At 65.2% G+C, this 19,388-nt stretch carries 14 protein-coding genes; 5 read left to right on the forward strand and 9 right to left on the reverse strand.

Translation table 11 applies throughout. The features are described 5' to 3' along the window. Window positions 1-154 precede the first annotated feature (154 nt). Window positions 155-943, reverse strand: a complete 789-nt coding sequence (locus tag PF66_RS25030; protein ID WP_054064112.1) for a tetratricopeptide repeat protein — start codon at window positions 941-943, stop codon at window positions 155-157. Between the two features lie 3 nt (window positions 944-946). Continuing rightward, window positions 947-1,627 carry a Fe2+-dependent dioxygenase gene (locus PF66_RS25035; RefSeq protein WP_054058521.1) on the reverse strand — a complete coding sequence of 227 codons (681 nt, stop codon included), beginning with the start codon at window positions 1,625-1,627 and terminating at the stop codon, window positions 947-949. A 218-nt stretch (window positions 1,628-1,845) separates the two neighbouring features. Between PF66_RS25035 and PF66_RS25040 the strand changes: the two genes are divergently transcribed. The 3 genes from PF66_RS25040 (at window position 1,846) to PF66_RS25050 (ending at window position 7,799) form a co-directional block, all read left to right on the forward strand. Next, window positions 1,846-4,125 carry a TonB-dependent receptor gene (locus PF66_RS25040; RefSeq protein WP_054064113.1) on the forward strand — a complete coding sequence of 760 codons (2,280 nt, stop codon included), beginning with the start codon at window positions 1,846-1,848 and terminating at the stop codon, window positions 4,123-4,125. A gap of 180 nt (window positions 4,126-4,305) precedes the next feature. Beyond that, the gene (locus PF66_RS25045; RefSeq protein WP_054064147.1) at window positions 4,306-6,831 is read left to right on the forward strand and encodes a sulfite reductase flavoprotein subunit alpha; all 2,526 of its coding nucleotides are present in this window, start codon (window positions 4,306-4,308) and stop codon (window positions 6,829-6,831) included. Between the two features lie 224 nt (window positions 6,832-7,055). After that, window positions 7,056-7,799: a hypothetical protein gene (locus PF66_RS25050; RefSeq protein ID WP_081009904.1), complete on the forward strand. Its 744-nt coding sequence runs from the start codon at window positions 7,056-7,058 to the stop codon at window positions 7,797-7,799. A 61-nt stretch (window positions 7,800-7,860) separates the two neighbouring features. Here the strand turns inward: PF66_RS25050 and PF66_RS25055 are convergent, their stop codons facing one another. The 5 genes from PF66_RS25055 to PF66_RS25075 form a co-directional block, all read right to left on the reverse strand. Beyond that, window positions 7,861-9,402, reverse strand: coding sequence for an alkaline phosphatase D family protein (locus PF66_RS25055; protein ID WP_054064115.1), 1,542 nt, complete (start codon window positions 9,400-9,402; stop codon window positions 7,861-7,863). A gap of 121 nt (window positions 9,403-9,523) precedes the next feature. Beyond that, complete coding sequence (locus PF66_RS25060; RefSeq protein ID WP_054064116.1) at window positions 9,524-11,266, reverse strand: PTS fructose-like transporter subunit IIB; 1,743 nt, start codon at window positions 11,264-11,266, stop codon at window positions 9,524-9,526. An 11-nt stretch (window positions 11,267-11,277) separates the two neighbouring features. Continuing rightward, window positions 11,278-12,219 (reverse strand): 1-phosphofructokinase, encoded by a 942-nt coding sequence (gene pfkB / locus PF66_RS25065; protein ID WP_054064117.1) that lies wholly within the window; start codon window positions 12,217-12,219, stop codon window positions 11,278-11,280. Beyond that, complete coding sequence (gene ptsP, locus PF66_RS25070; protein ID WP_054064118.1) at window positions 12,219-15,083, reverse strand: phosphoenolpyruvate--protein phosphotransferase; 2,865 nt, start codon at window positions 15,081-15,083, stop codon at window positions 12,219-12,221. The genes pfkB and ptsP overlap by 1 nt, the downstream gene beginning before the upstream one ends. Before the next feature lie 422 nt (window positions 15,084-15,505). Further along, window positions 15,506-15,874: a hypothetical protein gene (locus tag PF66_RS25075; RefSeq protein WP_054064119.1), complete on the reverse strand. Its 369-nt coding sequence runs from the start codon at window positions 15,872-15,874 to the stop codon at window positions 15,506-15,508. A 487-nt stretch (window positions 15,875-16,361) separates the two neighbouring features. On the opposite strand from PF66_RS25075, the gene cra reads away from it, so the two are divergent. Both cra and PF66_RS25085 read left to right on the forward strand, forming a co-directional pair. Next, window positions 16,362-17,357, forward strand: coding sequence for a catabolite repressor/activator (gene cra, locus PF66_RS25080; RefSeq protein ID WP_054064120.1), 996 nt, complete (start codon window positions 16,362-16,364; stop codon window positions 17,355-17,357). 2 nt (window positions 17,358-17,359) lie between these two features. After that, window positions 17,360-18,151 (forward strand): TatD family hydrolase, encoded by a 792-nt coding sequence (locus tag PF66_RS25085; protein WP_054064121.1) that lies wholly within the window; start codon window positions 17,360-17,362, stop codon window positions 18,149-18,151. Here PF66_RS25085 and PF66_RS25090 read toward each other — a convergent pair. Beyond that, window positions 18,126-18,509: a hypothetical protein gene (locus PF66_RS25090; RefSeq protein WP_054058032.1), complete on the reverse strand. Its 384-nt coding sequence runs from the start codon at window positions 18,507-18,509 to the stop codon at window positions 18,126-18,128. The two genes, PF66_RS25085 and PF66_RS25090, sit on opposite strands and share 26 nt — an antisense overlap. Window positions 18,510-18,659: 150 nt before the next feature. Continuing rightward, window positions 18,660-19,373 (reverse strand): methyl-accepting chemotaxis protein, encoded by a 714-nt coding sequence (locus PF66_RS34035; protein ID WP_425357916.1) that lies wholly within the window; start codon window positions 19,371-19,373, stop codon window positions 18,660-18,662. Between the last annotated feature and the right edge of the window lie 15 nt (window positions 19,374-19,388).

Below are 19,388 nucleotides of genomic sequence, written 5' to 3' on the forward strand. Positions count from 1 at the left end.
CTATTTCAGGACTAGACATGGGCATCCATGGCCATGTGCAAGGACCGACTGGCCTCTTCGCGGGCAAGCCCGCTCCTACAGGTTGTGTAACTTGCAGGAGCGGGCTTGCCCGCGAAGAGGCCCTCAAGCCTTGCTCGCAAACAGGGAAACAGTGCTATCCCTCAAAGGCCTGCAAGGCAGCGCGGTCGCTTTCATCACCCAGCTCAGCCGCCCTTTGGTGATAGGCCAGGGCCATCGCCCGAATCGTCGGATCACGAGCCGCCAGCAGCGCCTGGCGACTGACCCGGAGAAACTTCAGATTGCCCCCCTCCAATGCCCGCTCCAGCCACTGCCGGGCCGCCGCGACCTGGCCCTGATCGGCCAGCACCGCCGCATGGCTGAACTGCCCGCGAAAATCCCCCGCCTCTGCAGAACGTCGATACCATTCATGGGCCGCCGCCAGGTCAGCCGGGCAGAACCGCCCATCTTCGAGGTAACGCCCCAGCAGGTTCATCGACTTGGCATGCCCCATCTCCGCTGCCTGCCGATACCCCGCCAGCGCCTGCACCTGATCCTCGGCCACCCCACGCCCGGTCGCCAGCAGGTTGGCATAGTTGTACAGGCCCCAATCCAGACCGGCCTGGGCAGCCATCCGATAATGCCGTGCCGCCTGCCGGGCGTCGGCCTCGCAACCCCAGCCATGCTCATGACAACGTCCAAGCATGTTGCGCGCCATCGCGTGACCGCCGTTGGCGGCGATGCCGAACCAGCGCACGGCCAGCGCCGGGTCCTGCTCGATGCCCTGCCCCTGCAGGAGAATCTGCCCCAGCAGCGCCTGGGCCTCGACGATCCCCTCGCCGGCCGCCAGCAGAATGGCCTGCGCGGCGCGGGCCGGATTCTCCTCCAGCATGGCCTTCAACGACTCGCCATCGAGCACTTCTTCGCGGCGCAACTGAAAGCCCATCGCCTACACCTCGACCCAGCGACGCAGCAGGTTGTGATAGGTACCGGTCAGCTGGATCAGGGCCGGGTGATCGGGCACGTCACGGGTCAGGCTCTGGATCGCATTGTCCATGTCAAACAGCAGGGTGCGCTGGCTGTCCTCGCGGACCAGGCTCTGGGTCCAGAAGAACGCCGCATACCGTGCCCCACGCGTTACCGCGTTGACCTTGTGCAGGCTGGTGCCCGGGTAGAGCACCAGGTCACCGGCCGGTAACTTGACCTGCCGCGTGCCGTAGGTGTCCTGGATCTCCAGCTCGCCACCGTCGTACTCGTCCGGGTCACTGAAGAACAGCGTGGACGACAGGTCGGTACGCACCCGCTCCGGATTGCCCCTGGGCTGGCGTACCGCGTTGTCGATATGAAAGTCGAAACTGCCGCCCGCCGTGTAGCAGTTCAGTAGTGGCGGGAACACCTTGTGCGGCAGCGCCGCGGACATGAACTGCGGGTTTTTCCACAGCCGTTCCAGCATCGCCGCACCGATCTCCTTGGCCAGCGGATGCCCTTCGGACAGTTGCAGGTTGTGCTTGGCCTTGGCCGACTGATACCCCGCGGTGACCTTGCCATCGGCCCAATCGGCCTGTTCCAGCGCCTCGCGAATGCGCAGCACCTCTTCGCGGGAGAACACGCCAGGGATGTGCAACAGCATGAGGGAGATACCTTAAAGAGAAATTATCGCAATGGTATTTGATTCTTATTGGACCTGTAAAACGCCGTTCGGCAACGCCGACGAACGAGAGCGTAAAAACCGTAAGGAAAATTTGTAAAGAATGTAAATTATCTGCGAATAGCAATTTATCGCAATTGATACAAATACTTGTTTACCCTATATTCCGCCGCCTCAAAACCCTGGGGAGGGCACTTCCGATGTCACGCCAACAACGACAAATACCGAACGGTTCACCACGTCTGCTCGCCTCGGCGATCGGCATGGCCATCACCGCCACCTCGGCTGCGCACCTGGCCCAGGCGGCCGAGGAAACCGACAGCAAGGCTCAGCGCAACGTGCTCTCGCTCGGTGCCACCAACGTGACAGGCGAAGCCCAGGAGTCAACCTCCTATCAGGTCGAAAAGGCTTCTTCGCAGAAGTACACCGCGCCCCTGGTCGACACCCCGCGCTCGGTCACCGTGGTGCCGCAGCAGGTGTTGAAGGACACCGCCGCCACCTCGCTGCAGGATGCCCTGCGCACCGTCCCGGGCATCACCTTCGGCGCCGGCGAAGGCGGCAACCCGCAGGGCGATCGGCCGTTCATCCGTGGCTTCGATGCCCAGGGTGATACCTACGTCGATGGCGTGCGCGACACCGGCGCACAATCGCGGGAAATCTTCGATATCGAATCGATCGAGGTGAGCAAGGGCCCCAACTCCTCCTTCGGTGGCCGCGGCTCCGCCGGCGGCAGCCTGAACCTGGTCAGCAAGCAGCCCAAGCAGGCCGATTTCACCAACGGCGGCTTCACCTACGGCTCCGATCAGACCCGCCGCTACGTCCTCGACGTCAACCGTCAGTTCCTCGACAGCGCCGCGTTCCGCCTGAACCTGATGAGCCACGAGCAGAACGTCGCCGGCCGCGACTCGATCAACTACGACCGCTGGGGCGTCGCCCCCTCGCTGAGCTTCGGCCTGGGCACCGACACCCGCGTGAACCTCAGCTACTACCACATGCAGAGCGACGACCTGCCGGACTCGGGCATTCCCTACGGCTACGGTTCGGCGACCGCCACCGCCCACGTCCACGACAAACCGAACGACGGCGGCGACAGCAGCAACTTCTACGGCCTGAAGGACCGCGACTTCCGCAAGACCCGCACCGACATCAGCACTTTCGCCTTCGAGCACGACCTGAACGATGCGATGACCCTCAAGAACACCCTGCGTCACGGCAACACCGGCCAGGACTACATCCTGACCCAGCCGGACGACAGCAAATTCAACGTGAACCGCTACGGCACCGTCTGGCGCCGCGCCAACACCATGGTGTCGAACACCGAGACCACCACCAACCAGACCGACCTGTTCGGCAACTTCCAACTGCTGGGCATGAAGCACAGCTACTCCACCGGTGTCGAATTCAGCCGCGAGGAAAGCCAGGTCAGCAGCTACAACGTGGCAGGCAACACCGCCAAGGTCTGCAACCCGGGCACGACACCGAGCTGTACTTCGCTGAGCAACCCGAATCCGAACGATGCCTGGACCGGCGCCATCACCCGCAACTACGCGGGCACCGACACCACCGGCGACACCCGCGCGGCCTACGCCTTCGACACCATCGAGCTGGACCCGAAATGGCAGCTCAACGTCGGCCTGCGCTATGACTCGTTCAAGACCAAGGCCAAAAACACCACGACCGGCAAGACCAGTAACGACAGCCATTTCTGGAACTGGCAGAGCGGCCTGGTGTGGAAACCGGTGGAAAACGGCAGCATCTATGTGTCCTACGCCACCTCGGCCACGCCACCAGGCGCAATGCTCGGCCAGGGCAGCGACGGCAACCCGCTGACCGCCGGCAACAACCTTGTGCTCAAAAGCGACCTGGAACCGGAAACCACCACCAACTACGAGCTGGGCACCAAGTGGGACGTGTTCCACGACCGCCTGTCCCTGACCGCGGCGATCTTCCGCACCGAGAAGGAAAACACCCGGATCCTGGTCGCCCAGAACATCTACCAGAACGCCGGCGAATCACGGGTTGACGGCGTGGAGCTGTCGGCCAGCGGCAAGATCACCGACACGTGGCAGGTGTTCGCCGGCTACAGCTACCTCAAGAGCGAACTGGTCGACGCCGGCCTGACCGGTCGCAACGGTGCGGTCACCGCCGGTGCCGCCCAGGCCAGCGGCAACCAGATGCCGAACACGCCGAAGAACAGCTTCAGCCTGTGGACCACCTACGAGGTGATGCCCAAGCTGACCCTCGGTGGCGGCGCCTTCTATGTCGACCAGGTCTACGGCGATGCCGGCAACACCGTCTACGTGCCGTCCTACACCCGTTACGACGCCATGGCCGCGTACAAGCTGACCCGGAACATCGACCTGCAACTCAACGTGCAGAACCTGACCAACGAGACCTATTACGACAAGGCCTTCTCGACCCACTTCGCCAACCAGGCGCCCGGTCGTACCGCCCTGTTGACCACCAGCTTCCACTTCTAGGTGGATGCGTAGCCGCAAGCCCCGCTCATGCCCGTGAGCGGGGCTTTCGTGCGTCAGGTCCGTTGTAGCGCTGTGTAGCGCAATATTTGTAAAAAGCTAACCAATATGAATTTGTCGCATTCGCACACACGGCATAATGCGCGCCGTGAAGAATCGGTTTGATTGAGCAAGGCGGTCATCGTGTTGAAAAAAACACTGTTCCAACTGCATTGGCTGTTCGGCATCACCGCCGGGCTGGTGCTGGCCTTCATGGGCATCACCGGTGCCGTGGTGTCCTTCCAGGACGAACTGCTGCGCCTGCTCAACCCCTCGGTGCTGCAGGTCGAGGTCCCCGACCATGAGGCCCTGCCCCCTGCCGAGCTGGTACGCAAGCTCGAGGCCACCGAGGGCAAGCGTGTTGCGATGCTGTGGGTCGAGCCCCATGGTGACGAGGCCGCACGGGTGTTCTTCACCGCCCCGCCGGGGGAACGTCGCGGGCAACTGCGCTACTTCGACCCCTATACCGGCGACTACCTGGGCGACGCCGTCGGCCAGGACTTCTTCAACCTGATGCTGCAACTGCACCGGTTCCTCGCCATGGGCGATACCGGCCGCCAGATCACCGGGGCCTGCACCCTGATGCTGGTGTTCTTCTGCCTGTCCGGCCTGTACCTGCGCTGGCCGCGCCAGGCCCTCGACTGGCGCGCCTGGCTGACCCTCGACTGGGCGAAAAAAGGCCGTGCCTTCAACTGGGACCTGCACTCGGTGGCCGGCACCTGGTGCCTGGTGTTCTACCTGCTGTCGGCACTGACCGGCCTGTACTGGTCCTACGAGTGGTACGCCAACGGCCTGAACAAACTGATGTCCGACTCCCCGGCCCAGCAGCGCCGGGGCGGCCGTGGCCCGGCACCGGCAGGCCCGGCGCCCAGCGCCGACTACGACGCGATCTGGGCCAGCATCCGCCAGGCTGCCGGCCCCGGCCTCAGCGCCTACAACATCCGCATGCCACCGGTGGCCGGCCAGCCGGCCACCGTGTACTACATGCTGCAGGACTCGCCCCACGATCGTGCCCTCAACCAGATCAACCTGGATCCGGCCACCGGCACCATCCGCGAGCACTTCCGCTACGCCGATAAAAGCCTCAAGGCGCAACTGCTGACCAGCATCTACGCGCTGCATGTCGGCAGCTATTTCGGTGTCACCGGACGGATCCTGCTGACGGTATCCAGCCTGACCATGCCCCTGTTCTTCGTCACCGGCTGGCTGCTGTACCTGGATCGCCGGCGCAAGAAACAGGCGGTGAAAAAGGCCCGCGAAGGACTCGGCCAGAACAGCGACAACGCCTGCGACTGGCTGGTGGGTTTCGCCAGCCAGAGCGGTTTCGCCGAACAGTTGGCCTGGCAGACCGCCGGCCAGTTGCAGGGGGCCGGCCTGTCGGTACGGGTCCAGCCTCTGGCCGAAGTCGGCGAACGGCAACTGTGCGAGTCACGCCATGCCTTGTTCGTCGTCAGCACCTTTGGCGACGGCGAAGCGCCGGACAGCGCCCGCGGCTTCGAGCGCAAGGTGCTCGGCCAGGCCCTGGCCCTCGATGACCTGAACTATGCGGTCCTGGCACTCGGGGACCGCCAGTACCCGAACTTCTGCGGCTTCGCCCGGCGCCTGCACCGCTGGCTCGACGCCCGTGGCGGCCAGACGCTGTTCGCTCCGGTGGAAGTCGACAGCGGCGACCCGTACGCGCTGCGCTACTGGCAACAGCAGCTCAGCCAGGTCACCGGTGCTGCGCCCGTGGCGGCCTGGCAGGCGCCGCGCTTCGACAACTGGACCCTCAGCCGGCGCGAACTGCTCAACCCGGGCAGCAGCGGCTCCGGGGTCTACCTGCTCAGCCTGACCGCGCCCACACCAAGCACCTGGCAAGCCGGTGACCTGGTGGAAGTCCTGCCACGCCAGAGCAGCGCCGCGGTCGCGCATTTCCTCGGCGGCCTGGGCCTCGATGCCGCCAGCCCGGTGCAGCTCGACGGCCTCTCGGAAACCCTCGCCCAGGCCCTGGCCAGCCGCCAGCTCCCGGACCATCGCGGGCACCTGGTCGGCCTGCATGCCCAGGCGCTGGTCGATGCGCTGGTGCCACTGGCGCAACGCGAGTATTCGATTGCCTCCATCGCCAGCGACGGCGAACTGCAACTGCTGGTACGCCAGGAGCGGCACGCCGATGGCAGCCTTGGCCTGGGTTCCGGCTGGCTGACCGAACATGCGGCCCTGGGCGCCGCCATCAGCCTGCGGCTGCGGCGCAACAGCGGCTTCCATCTGCCGGAGGCACCGTGCCCGCTGATCCTGCTGGGCAATGGCACCGGCCTGGCCGGACTGCGCAGCCTGCTCAAGGCACGCATCGCCGACGGTGAACAACGCAACTGGCTGCTGTTCGGCGAACGCAACCAGGCCCATGACTTCTACTGCCGGGAGGAGCTGCAGGGTTGGCTGGCCCGGGGGGATCTCGCTCGCCTGGACCTGGCGTTCTCCCGCGACCAGCAGGCCAAGGTCTACGTGCAGGATCGCCTGCGGGAGGCTGCGGACGAACTGCGCCGCTGGCTCGCCGAAGGCGCGGCGATCTACATCTGCGGCAGCCTGCAGGGAATGGCCTCCGGCGTCGACCAGACCCTGGTGGAGCTGCTCGGTGCCGAACAGGTCGAACGGCTGATCGAGCAGGGGCGCTATCGCCGGGATGTCTACTAAACGCTCGCCCTTCCTATCCGTGCCGTCAGAGACTCTGACGGCAGGCACTTCGATAACTGATGTGAGACCGACGGGACTCCGGTCGTAGCCGACGTCCCAACCTCCGAACAATGGACAGGATAGTTTCCCGCTTGAGCCTTTTTGATAAGCCCGACCTGATTGACATCCCTTAAATACACTTCCCTGTCGTGCGTTCGGCACGACAAAGATAAAGGTTAAGTAGGATGCTCGGTATAACAGCAACGGTTCGTTCGTCTGTGAACGATACCGGCAAGTTGGTAAAAGGTGGGGCCTGCAGAGTGGGAGATGGGGTGCAATCTGTATCCAACAAATCTGGCTCAATGCAACTTGGAACACTCACTCGCTCTGCTCCCGCCCCAAACGAAAGACCCTCGGAGGTATACTCATACCTGCTGTTACCGAGGCCCGACATCAACAAAATGGTCGATAGGGCGGTCGCCAATCTCAAAGATCAAATAGATCCGACAGACCCCAAAAATCGCGAGGAGTTGGTTGCGGGGTGCTTTACGCTGATCCATGACAACTGTGAAAAACTGGTCGACAAGCAAAAGATGCCATCCGACCAGGCGCTCAGTTTCAAGCAGCAACTAGGCCGTTTGGCCTGGAAAGTCGGCTTGCCGGGAGAAGCGAACAAGCAAGGTGTCTTTGTGCCCAGAGGGGCAGGCAGCGGCGCCAACCCCCTGTTAAACCCCTTGAAAGATTTAATACTCAGGGAGCACGCACATATCTTTAAGCATCCAGTCTTGCGCGAAAAGATTTTTGCGATGGCCGAGAAAAAGATAATTGCGTTTGTATCAGACCATATGAACCCCGAAGAGTCTAAGCGACTCGATTGTTTTCAACACGAGAGAGCCCTCCTTGAAAAGCAGTGGCGGAATGATCCCCCCCAACCCTTTGCCACGGTCAAGTCAGCTGAACTGCACCATATCCGCACTTTCCTCCAATAGAGGCACGCCAACCCAGCACTGTAAACCCGTGTTGATTTTTGTGCCCCCCGTGCAGCCGGCTTCAGACCGGCTGCAGCTTCTGCTCGAACACCGCCACCCCATCCAGATCCCGCAGCACCACACTCATCTCGCCGCTCTGGCCGTCGATATTCACCTCGCCGAAAAACTGGAAACCGGCGAACGGTGAACTGTTCTGCACCGCTGGCGCCTTCTGGAACACCACCCGTGGGCCGAAGGTCTTGTCCAGCACGTTGGGCCCGAAGCTGCCGGCGTTCAGCGGCCCGGCGACGAACTCCCAGAACGGCTCGAAATCCTGGAACGCGGCACGGTCCGGGTGGTAGTGGTGCGCGGCGCAATAGTGCACATCCGCGGTCAACCAGACCGTGTTGTGGACCTTTTGCGCACGCAGGTAGCCGAGCAGTTCGGCGACCTCCAGTTCACGCCCCTGGGCCGGGCCCGGGTCACCGTTGGCAATCGCCTCCCAGCGCGGCACCCCGGGGCTGACCTCGCCATCCGGCACGCCCAGGCCGATGGGCATGTCGGCGGCGATGACCTTCCACTGCGCCCGGGATCCCTTGAGTTCACGCTTGAGCCATTCCAGTTGTTCACGACCGAGAAAGGCCTTTTCCGCGCCGAGGTTGTCATCGTTCGGTCCACGGTAGCTGCGCATGTCGAGCACGAACACATCGAGCATCGGCCCATAGCCGAGCCTGCGGTAGATCCGCCCACCGCCGTCGGCCAGTTGCCGGCGCAGCGGCGCGTATTCCAGCCAGGCCTGGCGCGCGGGCCCGACCAGGCTGTGGATAGCCTTGTTCTTGTAGCGCTCGTCCAGTTGCTTGCTCGGCGACCAGTTGTTGGTCACCTCATGGTCGTCCCATTGCCAGATCTGCGGCACCTCGGCGTTGAACCGCCGCAGGTTGTCGTCCATCAGGTTGTAGCGGTAGTTGCCGCGAAACTCGTCGAGGGTTTCGGCGACCTTGCTCTTGGCCTCGGTGGTGATGTTGCGCCAGATGCGTCCGCTTTCCGTGGTGATCTGCGCCGGGATCGGACCGTCGGCATAGATGGTGTCGCCGCTGTGGATAAAGAAGTCCGGCAGGCGCAGGCGCATGGCTTCATAGATGCGCATGCCGCCGATGTCGGGGTTGATGCCGAAGCCCTGGCCGACGGTGTCGCCACTCCAGACGAAACGGATGTCGCGGCGTTGTTGCGGCACGCTGCGCAGGTGACCGAACCACGGCTCGCTGGAGACGCCGGTCTGGGCGTCTTCGAAACGTACGCGGTAGAAGATCGCCTGGTCGACCGGCAAGCCGCTGAGCTCGACCCGGGCGGTGAAGCCGGTACGGGCGTCGGCCAGCGCCGAGACGAAGCGCCGCGGGTTGCTGAACACGCTGCGGGTGTCCCACTCCACCACCATCCGCGCCGGGCGGTCGGTGCGGCTCCAGACGATCGCCTTGTCGCCCTGCAGGTCGCCGGACTGCACGCCATCGGTCAGTTGCGGACGATCCTTGACCGAAGCGATCACCGCCGGGGCCAGGCCCGGCAGGAGAATGCCGGCACCCACGGCCTGCATGACACGACGGCGTCCGAGATTGAAATCGCTCATGGTGCACTCCCTGGAAAAAGCCAAACGCTGAACTTAGCTGCAGGGAATGAAAGAGGTGTGACAGCCGGCTCCTGATCGTTCCCACGCAGAGCGTGGGAACGATCGGTGATACCGATGCAGATCAGGCCTGCGCCGGCTCCGCGACCAGCTCCACCGCTTCCGGCCGCTTCAGCACGGCATAGACCACTGCCGTCAGCAGGCTGCCGGCAATGATCGCGAGCAGGTAGGGCAAGGCGTGGTTGATCGCATTCGGAATCAGCATCACGAACAGCCCGCCATGGGGCGCCATCAGCTTGCAGCCGAAGTACATCGACAGGGCACCGGTCAGTGCCCCACCGGCGATGCTCGCCGGAATCACCCGCAGCGGGTCCTTGGCGGCAAACGGGATCGCCCCCTCGGAGATGAAGCACAGGCCAAGCACGAACGCCGCCTTGCCCGCTTCGCGCTCGCTCTGGGCGAACTTGCGTCGGGCGATCAGCGTGGCGATGCCCAGGCCGATCGGCGGCACCATGCCGGCGGCCATGGTCGCGGCCATCGGTGCATAACTCTGCGATGCCAGCAACCCGACCGAGAACGCGTAGGCCGCCTTGTTGATCGGCCCGCCGAGGTCGACGCACATCATCCCGCCCAGCAGCACGCCGAGCAGAATGGCATTGGTGGTGCCCATGCTGTCGAGGAAATGCGTCAGCCCTTCGAGCATCCCGGCCACCGGCTTGCCGACCACATAGATCATCACCAGCCCGGTGAACAGGCTCGCCAGCAACGGAATGATCAGGATCGGCTTCAACGCCTCCAGGCTGACAGGCAGCCGGGCATAACGACTGATCGCCTTGGCGCTGTAGCCCGCCAGGAAACCGGCGACGATACCGCCAATGAAACCGGCTCCCAGGGTGCTCGCCAGCAGGCCGCCGATCATGCCCGGCGCCAGGCCCGGACGGTCGGCAATCGAGTAGGCGATGTAGCCCGCCAGCAGCGGCACCATCAGTTTGAACGCGCTCTCCCCGCCGATCTGCATCAGCGCCGCGGCAAGGGTGCCGGGCTCCTTGAAGGCGGTGATGCCGAATACGAACGACAGGGCGATCAGCAGGCCACCCGCCACCACCATCGGCAGCATGAACGAAACACCGGTCAGCAGGTGCTTGTAGACACCCGTCTTCTCCTGCTTGGCCGGCGCCTGGCTGGCACCCGCCGCCGCGGTCTCCGGCTTGCCTTCGGCCAGGGCCCGGTTCAGCGTGGCATCCGGCTGCTTGAGGGCGATACCGGTACCGCAGCGGTAGATCTTCTTGCCGGCGAAGCGCTCGGTGGCCACTTCGATATCGGCCGCCAGCAACACCACGTCGGCCTCGGCAATGGCCTGGGCACTGAGCGGGTTGCGCGCACCGACCGAGCCCTGGGTTTCCACCTGCAGCTCATAGCCCAGGCGCTTGGCCGACTGTTGCAGCGCTTCGGCCGCCATGAAGGTGTGGGCCACGCCGGTCGGGCAGGCGGTCACCGCCACCAGGCGCGCGGCCCGTTGGCCGGTCGCCGTGCTGTCCGGCGTCGGCTCGGGGGCGACATGCACCCTGGCCTCTTCGGCGCCGCAGCTGAGGACACCGTCGACATCCTGCAGAGCCTGGGCTGGCGCGACCTGATAGACGCGCTTGCCGACGAACCGCGACATCTCCACCGGCACGCTGCTGACCAGCAGCACCCATTGCGCCGCCGCGAGGGTGGCCGCCGTCAACTGGCGCTCGGGGTGACGGGGATCGTGCACTTCGACGCTGGTGCTCCAACCCAGGCGCAAGGCCGCCGCTTCCAGCAGGCGGGCGCAGAGCACGCTGGTGACCATGCCATTCGGGCAGGCGGTAACAATGGCTACGTTCATCACAAACCCTCTTATTGTTCTGTCAGGGCGTGCACGCTGACGCCTCGTTCAAGCTGTACCAATTGCGCCCGGTCGCCGATACCGAACCCGATCTGGGTCACCGCCTGGGCGGCGACCGCGGTGGCGGTGCGCAGGGTCTGCCGGGCCGGGTGGCCGCTGAGCAGCCCGTGGAGCATGCCCGCCAGCAACGAATCGCCGGCACCGACAGTGCTCGCCACGTCGACTTTCGGTGGCTGGGCATGCCAGGCCTCGGCCGCCTGGAACCAGTTGACCCCATCGGCCCCCTGGGACACCACCACGTGTTCGATGCCCTGGGCCAGCAGGCTGGCAGCCGCCTCGGCCTGCGCCTGCGCCGTCTCCACCGGACGCTGCAGCACTTCGGCCAACTCCTCGGTGTTGGGCTTGACCAGCCACGGCGCCGCGGCCAGCCCGGCCTGCAGGGCTGCGCCACTGGTGTCCAGGGCGACTCTCAGCCCCAGTTGCTTCAAACGCAGCAACAGCGCCTGCAGCCATTGCGGGCTGAGGCCCCGGGGCAGGCTGCCGGCGACCACCACGGCGTCATGGCCGGGGGCGATCCGCTCCAGGGTGTCCAGCAAGGCCTGCTGGGACTGCCCGTCGACCTCCGGGCCCGGCCCGTTCAGGTCGGTGATGCGTCCGTCCTGCTCGGCCAGCTTGATATTGCTGCGGGTTTCCCCCGGCACACGAACGAATGCATCGACAAAGCCACGCCGGGCAAACAGCGCCTCGAACGCTTGCGGGTTGTCGACGCCGAGAAAGCCGCTCACGGTCAGTTGATGGCCGAGGTCCGCCAGCACCTGGGCGACGTTGACGCCCTTGCCGGCGGCGTGGGTCAGCAATGACAAGGTGCGATTGACCTCCCCGGGCTCCAGCCGTGCCAGTTGCACGGTCAGGTCCAGTGCCGGGTTCAGAGTCAGGGTCAGAATCCGCGCCATTACACCGCCTCCACGAGCGCACGCACTTCATCGGCGCTGCCTACTGCCAGGGCCGAGCGGGCCAGGGCCTGGGCCGCCGGCAGGGCCAGCTCGCGTACCCGCGCCTTGACCTCGGGAATGCTGCGCGCGGCCACACTCAATTCGTCGACGCCGAGCCCCACGAGCACCGGCACCGCCAGCGGGTCGGCCGCCAGCTCGCCGCACACACCGACCCACTTGCCATGGGCATGGGCCGCACGCACGGTGATGTCGATCAGTTGCAGCACCGCCGGGTGCAGGCCGTCGGCCTGGGCCGACAGCGTCGGGTGACCACGGTCGATGGCCAGGGTGTACTGGGTCAGGTCGTTGGTACCGACGCTGAAGAAGTCCACCTCGGCTGCCAGCACCGGCGCCAGCAGCGCGGCCGATGGCACTTCGATCATGATCCCCAGTTGCAGGTCGGCCACCGGGATTTCCCGGCGCAGGCGCTCGGTCATGTCCCGGGCCTGGCGCCACTCGGCGACACTGCCGACCATCGGGAACATGATCCGCAGCGGCCGGTTGTCGGCGGCACGCAGCAGCGCGCGTAACTGGCTCTCCATGATCTGCGGCCGTTGCAGGGTCAGGCGGATGCCGCGCACGCCGAGGAACGGGTTTTCCTCCTTGGCGATCGGCCAGTAGGGCAGCGGCTTGTCGCCGCCGACATCGAGGGTACGCACCACCAGTGGCCGCCCGCCCAGGCCGTCGAGCACGCGACGGTACTCGGCTTCCTGGGTCGCCTCGTCCGGTGCCTGTGGATGGGCCATGAAGATCAGTTCGGTGCGCAGCAGACCGATACCCTCGGCGCCCTGCTCCACCGCCCCGGTAACCCCGGCGCTCTCGCCGATATTGGCGAAGACTTCCACGGCGTGACCGTCACCGGTCAGCGCCGGTTCGTGACGTTGCTCGGCGGCCAGGCGCAGGCGCTGCTCGCGGGTGTCGCGCTCCTGGAGGGCGCGTTGCAGGGCGGCTTCGTCCGGCGCGACATGCAGGCGGCCACGCAGGGCATCGAGCAGCAGCGTGGTGCCCGGTGCCAGCAGCAGAACCTGCGCCCCGGCACCGACCAGCGCCGGAATGCCCAGGGCCCGGGCGACGATCGCGCTGTGGGCGGTGGCGCCGCCACGGGCGGTGAGAATGCCGGCGACCCGTGCCGGATCCAGGCGTGCCACGTCCGACGGGCCGACCTCCTCCATCACCAGCACATAGGGTTCGTCCGGCTCGGCCAGGGTTTGCACGCCGCACAACTGCGCCAGCACCCGTCGGCCGATATCCCGCAGGTCCGCCGCACGTTCGGCCAGCAAGGCATCCTGCAGCGACTCCTGTTGCCGGGCCGCCGCCTCGATCACCGCCATCCAGCCGGCCTCGGCGCTTTCACCGAGCTTGAGCCGGGAATCGACCTCGTCGGTCAGTTCCGGGTCGTCGAGCATTTCCTGGTGGGTCACAAAGATCTCGCGAATCGCCTTGGCCTTGCTGCGCTGGACGAGCCCTTCGATATCCTTGCGGACCTCGCCCAGGGCCTGCTGCAGACGCTGACGCTCGACGGCGGCGGACTGGCCGCGCAGCGGGTAGTCGAATGCCTGGGCGACCTGGACATGGGCCGGGCCGATGGCAATCCCCGGTGCGGCGGCAATCGCCGGGAGCTGGCTGTTGGCCGCCGGCGCCGTCACGACCACGGCCGGCTCGTCCTCCACCGGGGCGCTGACGACAGCCACCTCCGGCAGTGGCTCGACCTCTTCGCCCAGGCCCTCCTCCACTGCGGCCAGCAGGGCCGGCAGCGCATCGGCGGCAATGGTCGGCTCGGCAATGAATTCCAGCACCTGGCCACGCCGGGCACCGAGGCTGAGCAGCTTGCTCAGGCTTTTCACCGAGACGGCGCTGCCCGGCGCATCGACGATGCGCACGCGGATGTCGCCCTCGAAGCTCTTCGCCAGTTGCGCCAGGACTTTCGCCGGGCGGGCATGCAGGCCGTGGGCGTTGGCCAGGCCGATGCGCGCGCTCGGCCAGTCGGCCGGCAGTTCGCCGCCGAGCACTTCCAGTACCGCACGGCTGCTGGTGGCGCGGCCCAACTCATGACCGCGGCCTTCGATCAGCAGCGCGCAAAGCCGTTCGAGCAGGGCCTGGTGGGCTTCGCCGAGGCTGGCGAGGCAGAACAGGCCGTGCAACGGCTGGCCGAGGTAGCGGATCGGCTTTTCCGGGGTGACGAAAGCCAGGCCGGGGCGCTTGACCGTCTGCTCGCTGTGCAGCCACCACAGGCCATCGCCCAGCGGCAGGGCCTCGACCTGCTGCAGCACGGCGGCGAAGCCGTTGCTCACGCAGTCGGCCTGGCGCAGCAGACGGGCGCCGCGCCAGACCAGTTCCTCGAAGTCCTCCGCGACCACACCGAGGCCGATCATCTGCGCATCCAGCGCCAGCTCCTGGGGGGCGCCCTGCAGCAGCTTCAACAGCGCCTCGGCACTGCTGGCACGGCGCAGGGCCTGGCCAAGGTCGGTTTCGCCGAGGGCGCGGGTAAGCAGTTGCAGCAGGCGCAGGTGCTCGTCGGATTTTGCCGCGATACCGATGGCCAGGTAGACGATCTGCCCGTCGCCCCAGTCCACGCCCTCGGGGAATTGCAGCAGGCGCACGCCGGTGGTGTGCACCAGCTCGCGAGTTTGCGGCGTACCGTGGGGAATGGCGATGCCCTGGCCGAGAAAGGTCGAGCCTTGCGCTTCGCGGGCCTGCAGCCCGTAGAGATAGCCCTCGGCGACCAGGCCGTCGGCAACCAGTGAATCGGCGAGCAGTTGCAGGGCGGCAGATTTGTCCACGGCCGACTGGCCCATGGAAATCTGCTCTACGGTGAGCTCGAGCATGCCTTTCTCCTATTCAGCGTCCGCGGCTGGGCGCTAGGTATTGTTTTAGATAAATCAGCTTAGGCGGACGGGCCGGATAAAGGTGCAACAGTCTTTTGGCAGAACCGTGGCACGGACCGTCATCGCCTGGAAATACGCTTGCTGAATCGTTTAATCAGAATGTAGGACACGTTACTCGATTATTGTCCGACGTAGAAGCCCTGCCGGTCGGCAATGTTGCACGAAGGGCTGCGCAGATTCGGGGGGATGGGCAAGGCTTGAGCGCCTATTCGCGGGCAAGCCCGGCTCCTACGGGATGAGGGTGTCCAGCTGTTCGGTGTTCGGTGTTCGGTGTTCGGCAAAACTTGACCAGAACAAGCTTGCCCGCGAATGCGCCTTCAAGGCCGCCAACGGCTTCGCGGGCAAGCCCGCTCCCACAGGTTCTAGCGGTTGCCGTCCAGGGCGACGGCGGTGGATGAGCCCTCCAGCAACGCATCAACCACCGCCCTCGCCATCTCCACCGAATGCAGCAGCCCCCAGAACAGGGTGCGCTCCACCGGATTGGCGTGCAGGCTGATTTCGTCACCGTTCAGCTCGGCGACTGCCAGCAATCTCGATACATAGCTCAGCGCGTCATGGGCACTGACGCCAGGTTGGATGGCAAACAGCGAGGGCTTGAGCGGGTCGGCGGGGTCGACGGTTCTGGCCAGGGTCAACGCGAGGGTATCAAGCAAGCGGGCCGCATCGGGCCGCTGGGGTTTCACGGGATCGTCGAAAACGGGAGGCGGATCGGGGGTGATTTTCTTGGTCATGGTGAATCTCCAACAGGTTAAGGAGATCTCCACTCTCGCTGCGATACAAGGGTGGCGAACTGTACGCAGGTTCGCAGACCGGTCTGTTGGACACCGGCAGGCATAAGCCTCCTGCGCACAGCCCGCCATAACGCAGACATGAAAAAGCCGCTTGCGCGGCGCTGTGCGCCAACAGAAACCGCCGGGCTGCGAAACCCGTATCGCTGATTTGGCAGCGACACCGGGAATGTAGACACGGCACTGAGCGCACTCAATATTCTCCCACGCCAAAAACACGTAGGAAATATAAGTTCTTTTTGAAAGCTATTTCTTCGCATTACAAACGGCCAGAACCCCTGCCCCAGCGGCCCCGCCCGGACGACGGCGACCCAGGTCCAATTCCCGAGCCGCCCCACAGCAGGCACCCTTCCCACTGCCACCTGCCGAAAATAGGATAGGATCAGCCAACATGCAGCCAGCGAGCTACAGCTAACAAGGAATCATCCGCTTGAAACTCAGTGATATTGCCCAACTGGCCGGGGTGTCGGTTACCACCGCCAGTTACGTCATCAACGGCAAGGCCGAGCAACAGCGCATCAGCAGCAGTACCGTGGAACGGGTACGGGCAGTGGTCGAGCAATATGGCTTCACCCCCAACCCCCAGGCTGCCGGGCTGCGCAGTCGCAAGACGCGCACCCTCGGCTTCATCCTGCCGGACCTGGAGAACCCCAGCTACGCGCGCATCGCCAAGCTGCTGGAGCAAGGTGCGCGGGCCCGCGGTTATCAACTGCTGATCGCCAGTTCCGACGATGACCCGCAGAGCGAACGCGAGCTGCTGCAACTGTTCCGCGCCCGGCGTTGCGATGGGCTGTTCGTCGCCAGTTGCCTGCCCGAGGAGGACGACAGCTATCGCCAGTTGCAGGAGCTGGGCCTGCCGATCATCGCTATCGACCGGGAAATGCAGCCGACGCATTTCTGCTCGGTCGTCAGCGATGACCATCAAGCCAGCCTGCAACTGACCCGCAGCCTGCTGCAACCCAAGCCCCGGCATATCGCCCTGATCGGTGCCCGCGCCGAACTGAGCATCAGCCAGCAGCGGGCCGCCGGCTTCCAGGACGCCCTGGGCGGTTTCGCCGGCGAGGTGCTGGTCGAGCATGGCGAAGCCTTCAGCCGCGAGTGCGGCCGCGAGTTGATGCAGGCGCTGGTCGAACGCCTCGGCCACCTGCCCGATGCGCTGGTCACCACCTCCTACGTGCTGCTGCAGGGCGTGTTCGATGCCCTGCAGGCCCAGCCGCTCAACCCGCAACCGCTGCGCCTGGGGACCTTCGGTGACACGCAGTTGCTGGACTTCCTGCCGCTGCCGGTGAACGCCATGGCCCAGCAGCATCAACTGATCGCGGAAAAAGCCCTGCAACTGGCCCTGGCCGCCATCGAGGAGAAGAACTACCAACCCGGCGTCCAGGCCATCGCCCGGACCTTCAAGCAGCGCATCCGCGAGGCTTGAGCATGGAACTGATCGACACCCACACCCACCTCGATTTCCCGGACTTCGACGCCGACCGCGACGCGTTGCTCGAACGCAGCCGCGCCCTCGGCGTCGGGCGGATGGTGGTGCTGGGGGTCTATCGGGACAACTGGCAGCGGGTCTGGGAGCTGGTACAGGGTGACCGGCAACTGCATGCGGCGCTCGGCCTGCATCCGGTGTATCTGGACGATCATCGCCCGGATGACGTGAGCGCTCTGCGCGACTGGCTGGGCCGCCTGGCCGGTCACCCGCAACTGTGCGCAGTGGGTGAATTCGGCCTGGACTACTTTCTCCCGCAGCTCGACCGCGAGCGCCAGCAGGCGCTGTTCGAGGCGCAACTGCAACTGGCCGCGGAGTTCAACCTGCCGGCATTGCTGCATGTGCGGCGCAGCCACGCCGCGACCATCGCCACGCTCAAGCGCTTTCGCCTGGCCCGGGGCGGCATCATCCATGCCTTTGCCGGCAGCCGCGAGGAGGCCCGGGAATACCTCAGGCTGGGCTTCAGGCTCGGCCTCGGCGGTGCCGGAACCTGGCCGCAGGCCCGGCGCCTGGGCAAGGTCATCGCCGACCTGCCGCTGGAGGCCGTGGTGCTGGAAACCGATTCGCCGGACATGGCGCCGGTGATGTACCCCGGGCTGCGCAACAGCCCGGAACACCTGCCGGCCATTTGCGCCGCCCTCGCCGAACTCATGGGCATCAGCCCGCAGGCATTGGCGGCCGCCAGTACCGCCAATGCCTGCGCGGTATTCAACTGGTCGACGAATCCGGCCTGAGCGCGGGCTGCAGGATCAGGGTCATCCGTTGCCGGGCGTGGGCGTAGCGCAGGGTCGCGAAGTACAACAGCAGCGCCAGCAGGGAAAAGTTGAGCTGCTCCATCAGGCTGATCAGCCCGATCCACTCACAGACCAGAGCCACCAGCAGCGAAGCCCCGATCAGCACGACCATGCTGGCCTTGAGCACCGACAGGGCATCGAGCGCCTTGAAGCGCTTGAACTGTTGCGGGCAATCGAGTTGCAGCGGCCTGTTGCAGCAACGGCAGGCAAAGCTCTCCTTGATGGCAATTGCATTCAGGTGCCATGCACTGAGGGGGAAGGTGCCATTGCAGTGGGCACACACCCCGTTGATGCCCATGCGCGTCTCCTTCAAAGCGGTTCCTCCCGAGCGGTCGGTGAAACTGGATCAGCGAATTTTCGCTCATCCTGCGCAGAAAGGTCGGCCGCTAAAGAAAACAGGATTTTGCCTACACACCAAGCAATCAAGTACTACAACCTGTTCCAAGCCTCACACCCGGAAGGCACCGATCAGTTGCTTCAGCTCGACCACCTGGGCCGACAATTGCCGGCTGGCGCTTTCGGTCTGGTGGGCCCCCTCGGCAGTGCGCTCGCCGGCCCGGTTGATCTCGACGATGTTCTGGTCGATGTCGTGGGCCACGGCGGTCTGCTGCTCGACGGCGGCGGCGATCTGCTGGTTCTGGTCGACGATCATGCCGACGGCGCCGAGGATGTTTTCCAGGGCGAGCTGGACCTTTTCCGACTGTCCCACCGTGCCATCGGCCATCTGGTGGCTGACGCCCATGGCCTTGACCGCCGCGCCGACGCCGCCGTGCAGCTTGCCGATCATCTGCTCGATTTCCTCGGTGGATTGCTGGGTGCGCCTGGCCAAGGTGCGGACCTCGTCGGCCACCACGGCAAAACCACGGCCCTGCTCGCCAGCGCGCGCGGCCTCGATGGCGGCGTTCAAGGCCAACAGGTTGGTCTGTTCGGCAATGCTCTTGATCACTTCCAGGATCTGGCTGATGGACTGGCTGTCGATCGCCAACTGGTTGATCACCTGCACCGACTGATCGATCTCGCCGGCCAACTGGGCGATGCAGCCCTGCTGGGATTCCACCAGCGCCCGACCGTTGAGGGTTTCGTCATTGACGCTATGGGCACTGCTGACCGCTGCCGCGGCGCTGCGCGCCACCTCCTGGGCGGTCGCCGACATCTGGTTCATGGCCGTAGCGACCTG

This window comes from Pseudomonas asplenii, assembly GCF_001293465.1.
In the GTDB taxonomy this organism is placed as follows: domain Bacteria; phylum Pseudomonadota; class Gammaproteobacteria; order Pseudomonadales; family Pseudomonadaceae; genus Aquipseudomonas; species Aquipseudomonas fuscovaginae_B.

Coding starts and splice junctions, on each gene's coding strand:
- pfkB (WP_054064117.1), bottom strand. CDS start 12,219: ATGGCGCGGATTCTGACCCTGACTCTGAACCCGGCACTGGACCTGACC.
- PF66_RS25090 (WP_054058032.1), bottom strand. CDS start 18,509: ATGGGCATCAACGGGGTGTGTGCCCACTGCAATGGCACCTTCCCCCTC.
- PF66_RS25085 (WP_054064121.1), top strand. CDS start 17,360: ATGGAACTGATCGACACCCACACCCACCTCGATTTCCCGGACTTCGAC.
- PF66_RS25050 (WP_081009904.1), top strand. CDS start 7,056: ATGCTCGGTATAACAGCAACGGTTCGTTCGTCTGTGAACGATACCGGC.
- PF66_RS25060 (WP_054064116.1), bottom strand. CDS start 11,266: ATGAACGTAGCCATTGTTACCGCCTGCCCGAATGGCATGGTCACCAGC.
- PF66_RS25055 (WP_054064115.1), bottom strand. CDS start 9,402: ATGAGCGATTTCAATCTCGGACGCCGTCGTGTCATGCAGGCCGTGGGT.
- PF66_RS34035 (WP_425357916.1), bottom strand. CDS start 19,373: ATGAACCAGATGTCGGCGACCGCCCAGGAGGTGGCGCGCAGCGCCGCG.
- ptsP (WP_054064118.1), bottom strand. CDS start 15,083: ATGCTCGAGCTCACCGTAGAGCAGATTTCCATGGGCCAGTCGGCCGTG.
- PF66_RS25040 (WP_054064113.1), top strand. CDS start 1,846: ATGTCACGCCAACAACGACAAATACCGAACGGTTCACCACGTCTGCTC.
- PF66_RS25075 (WP_054064119.1), bottom strand. CDS start 15,874: ATGACCAAGAAAATCACCCCCGATCCGCCTCCCGTTTTCGACGATCCC.
- PF66_RS25035 (WP_054058521.1), bottom strand. CDS start 1,627: ATGCTGTTGCACATCCCTGGCGTGTTCTCCCGCGAAGAGGTGCTGCGC.
- PF66_RS25030 (WP_054064112.1), bottom strand. CDS start 943: ATGGGCTTTCAGTTGCGCCGCGAAGAAGTGCTCGATGGCGAGTCGTTG.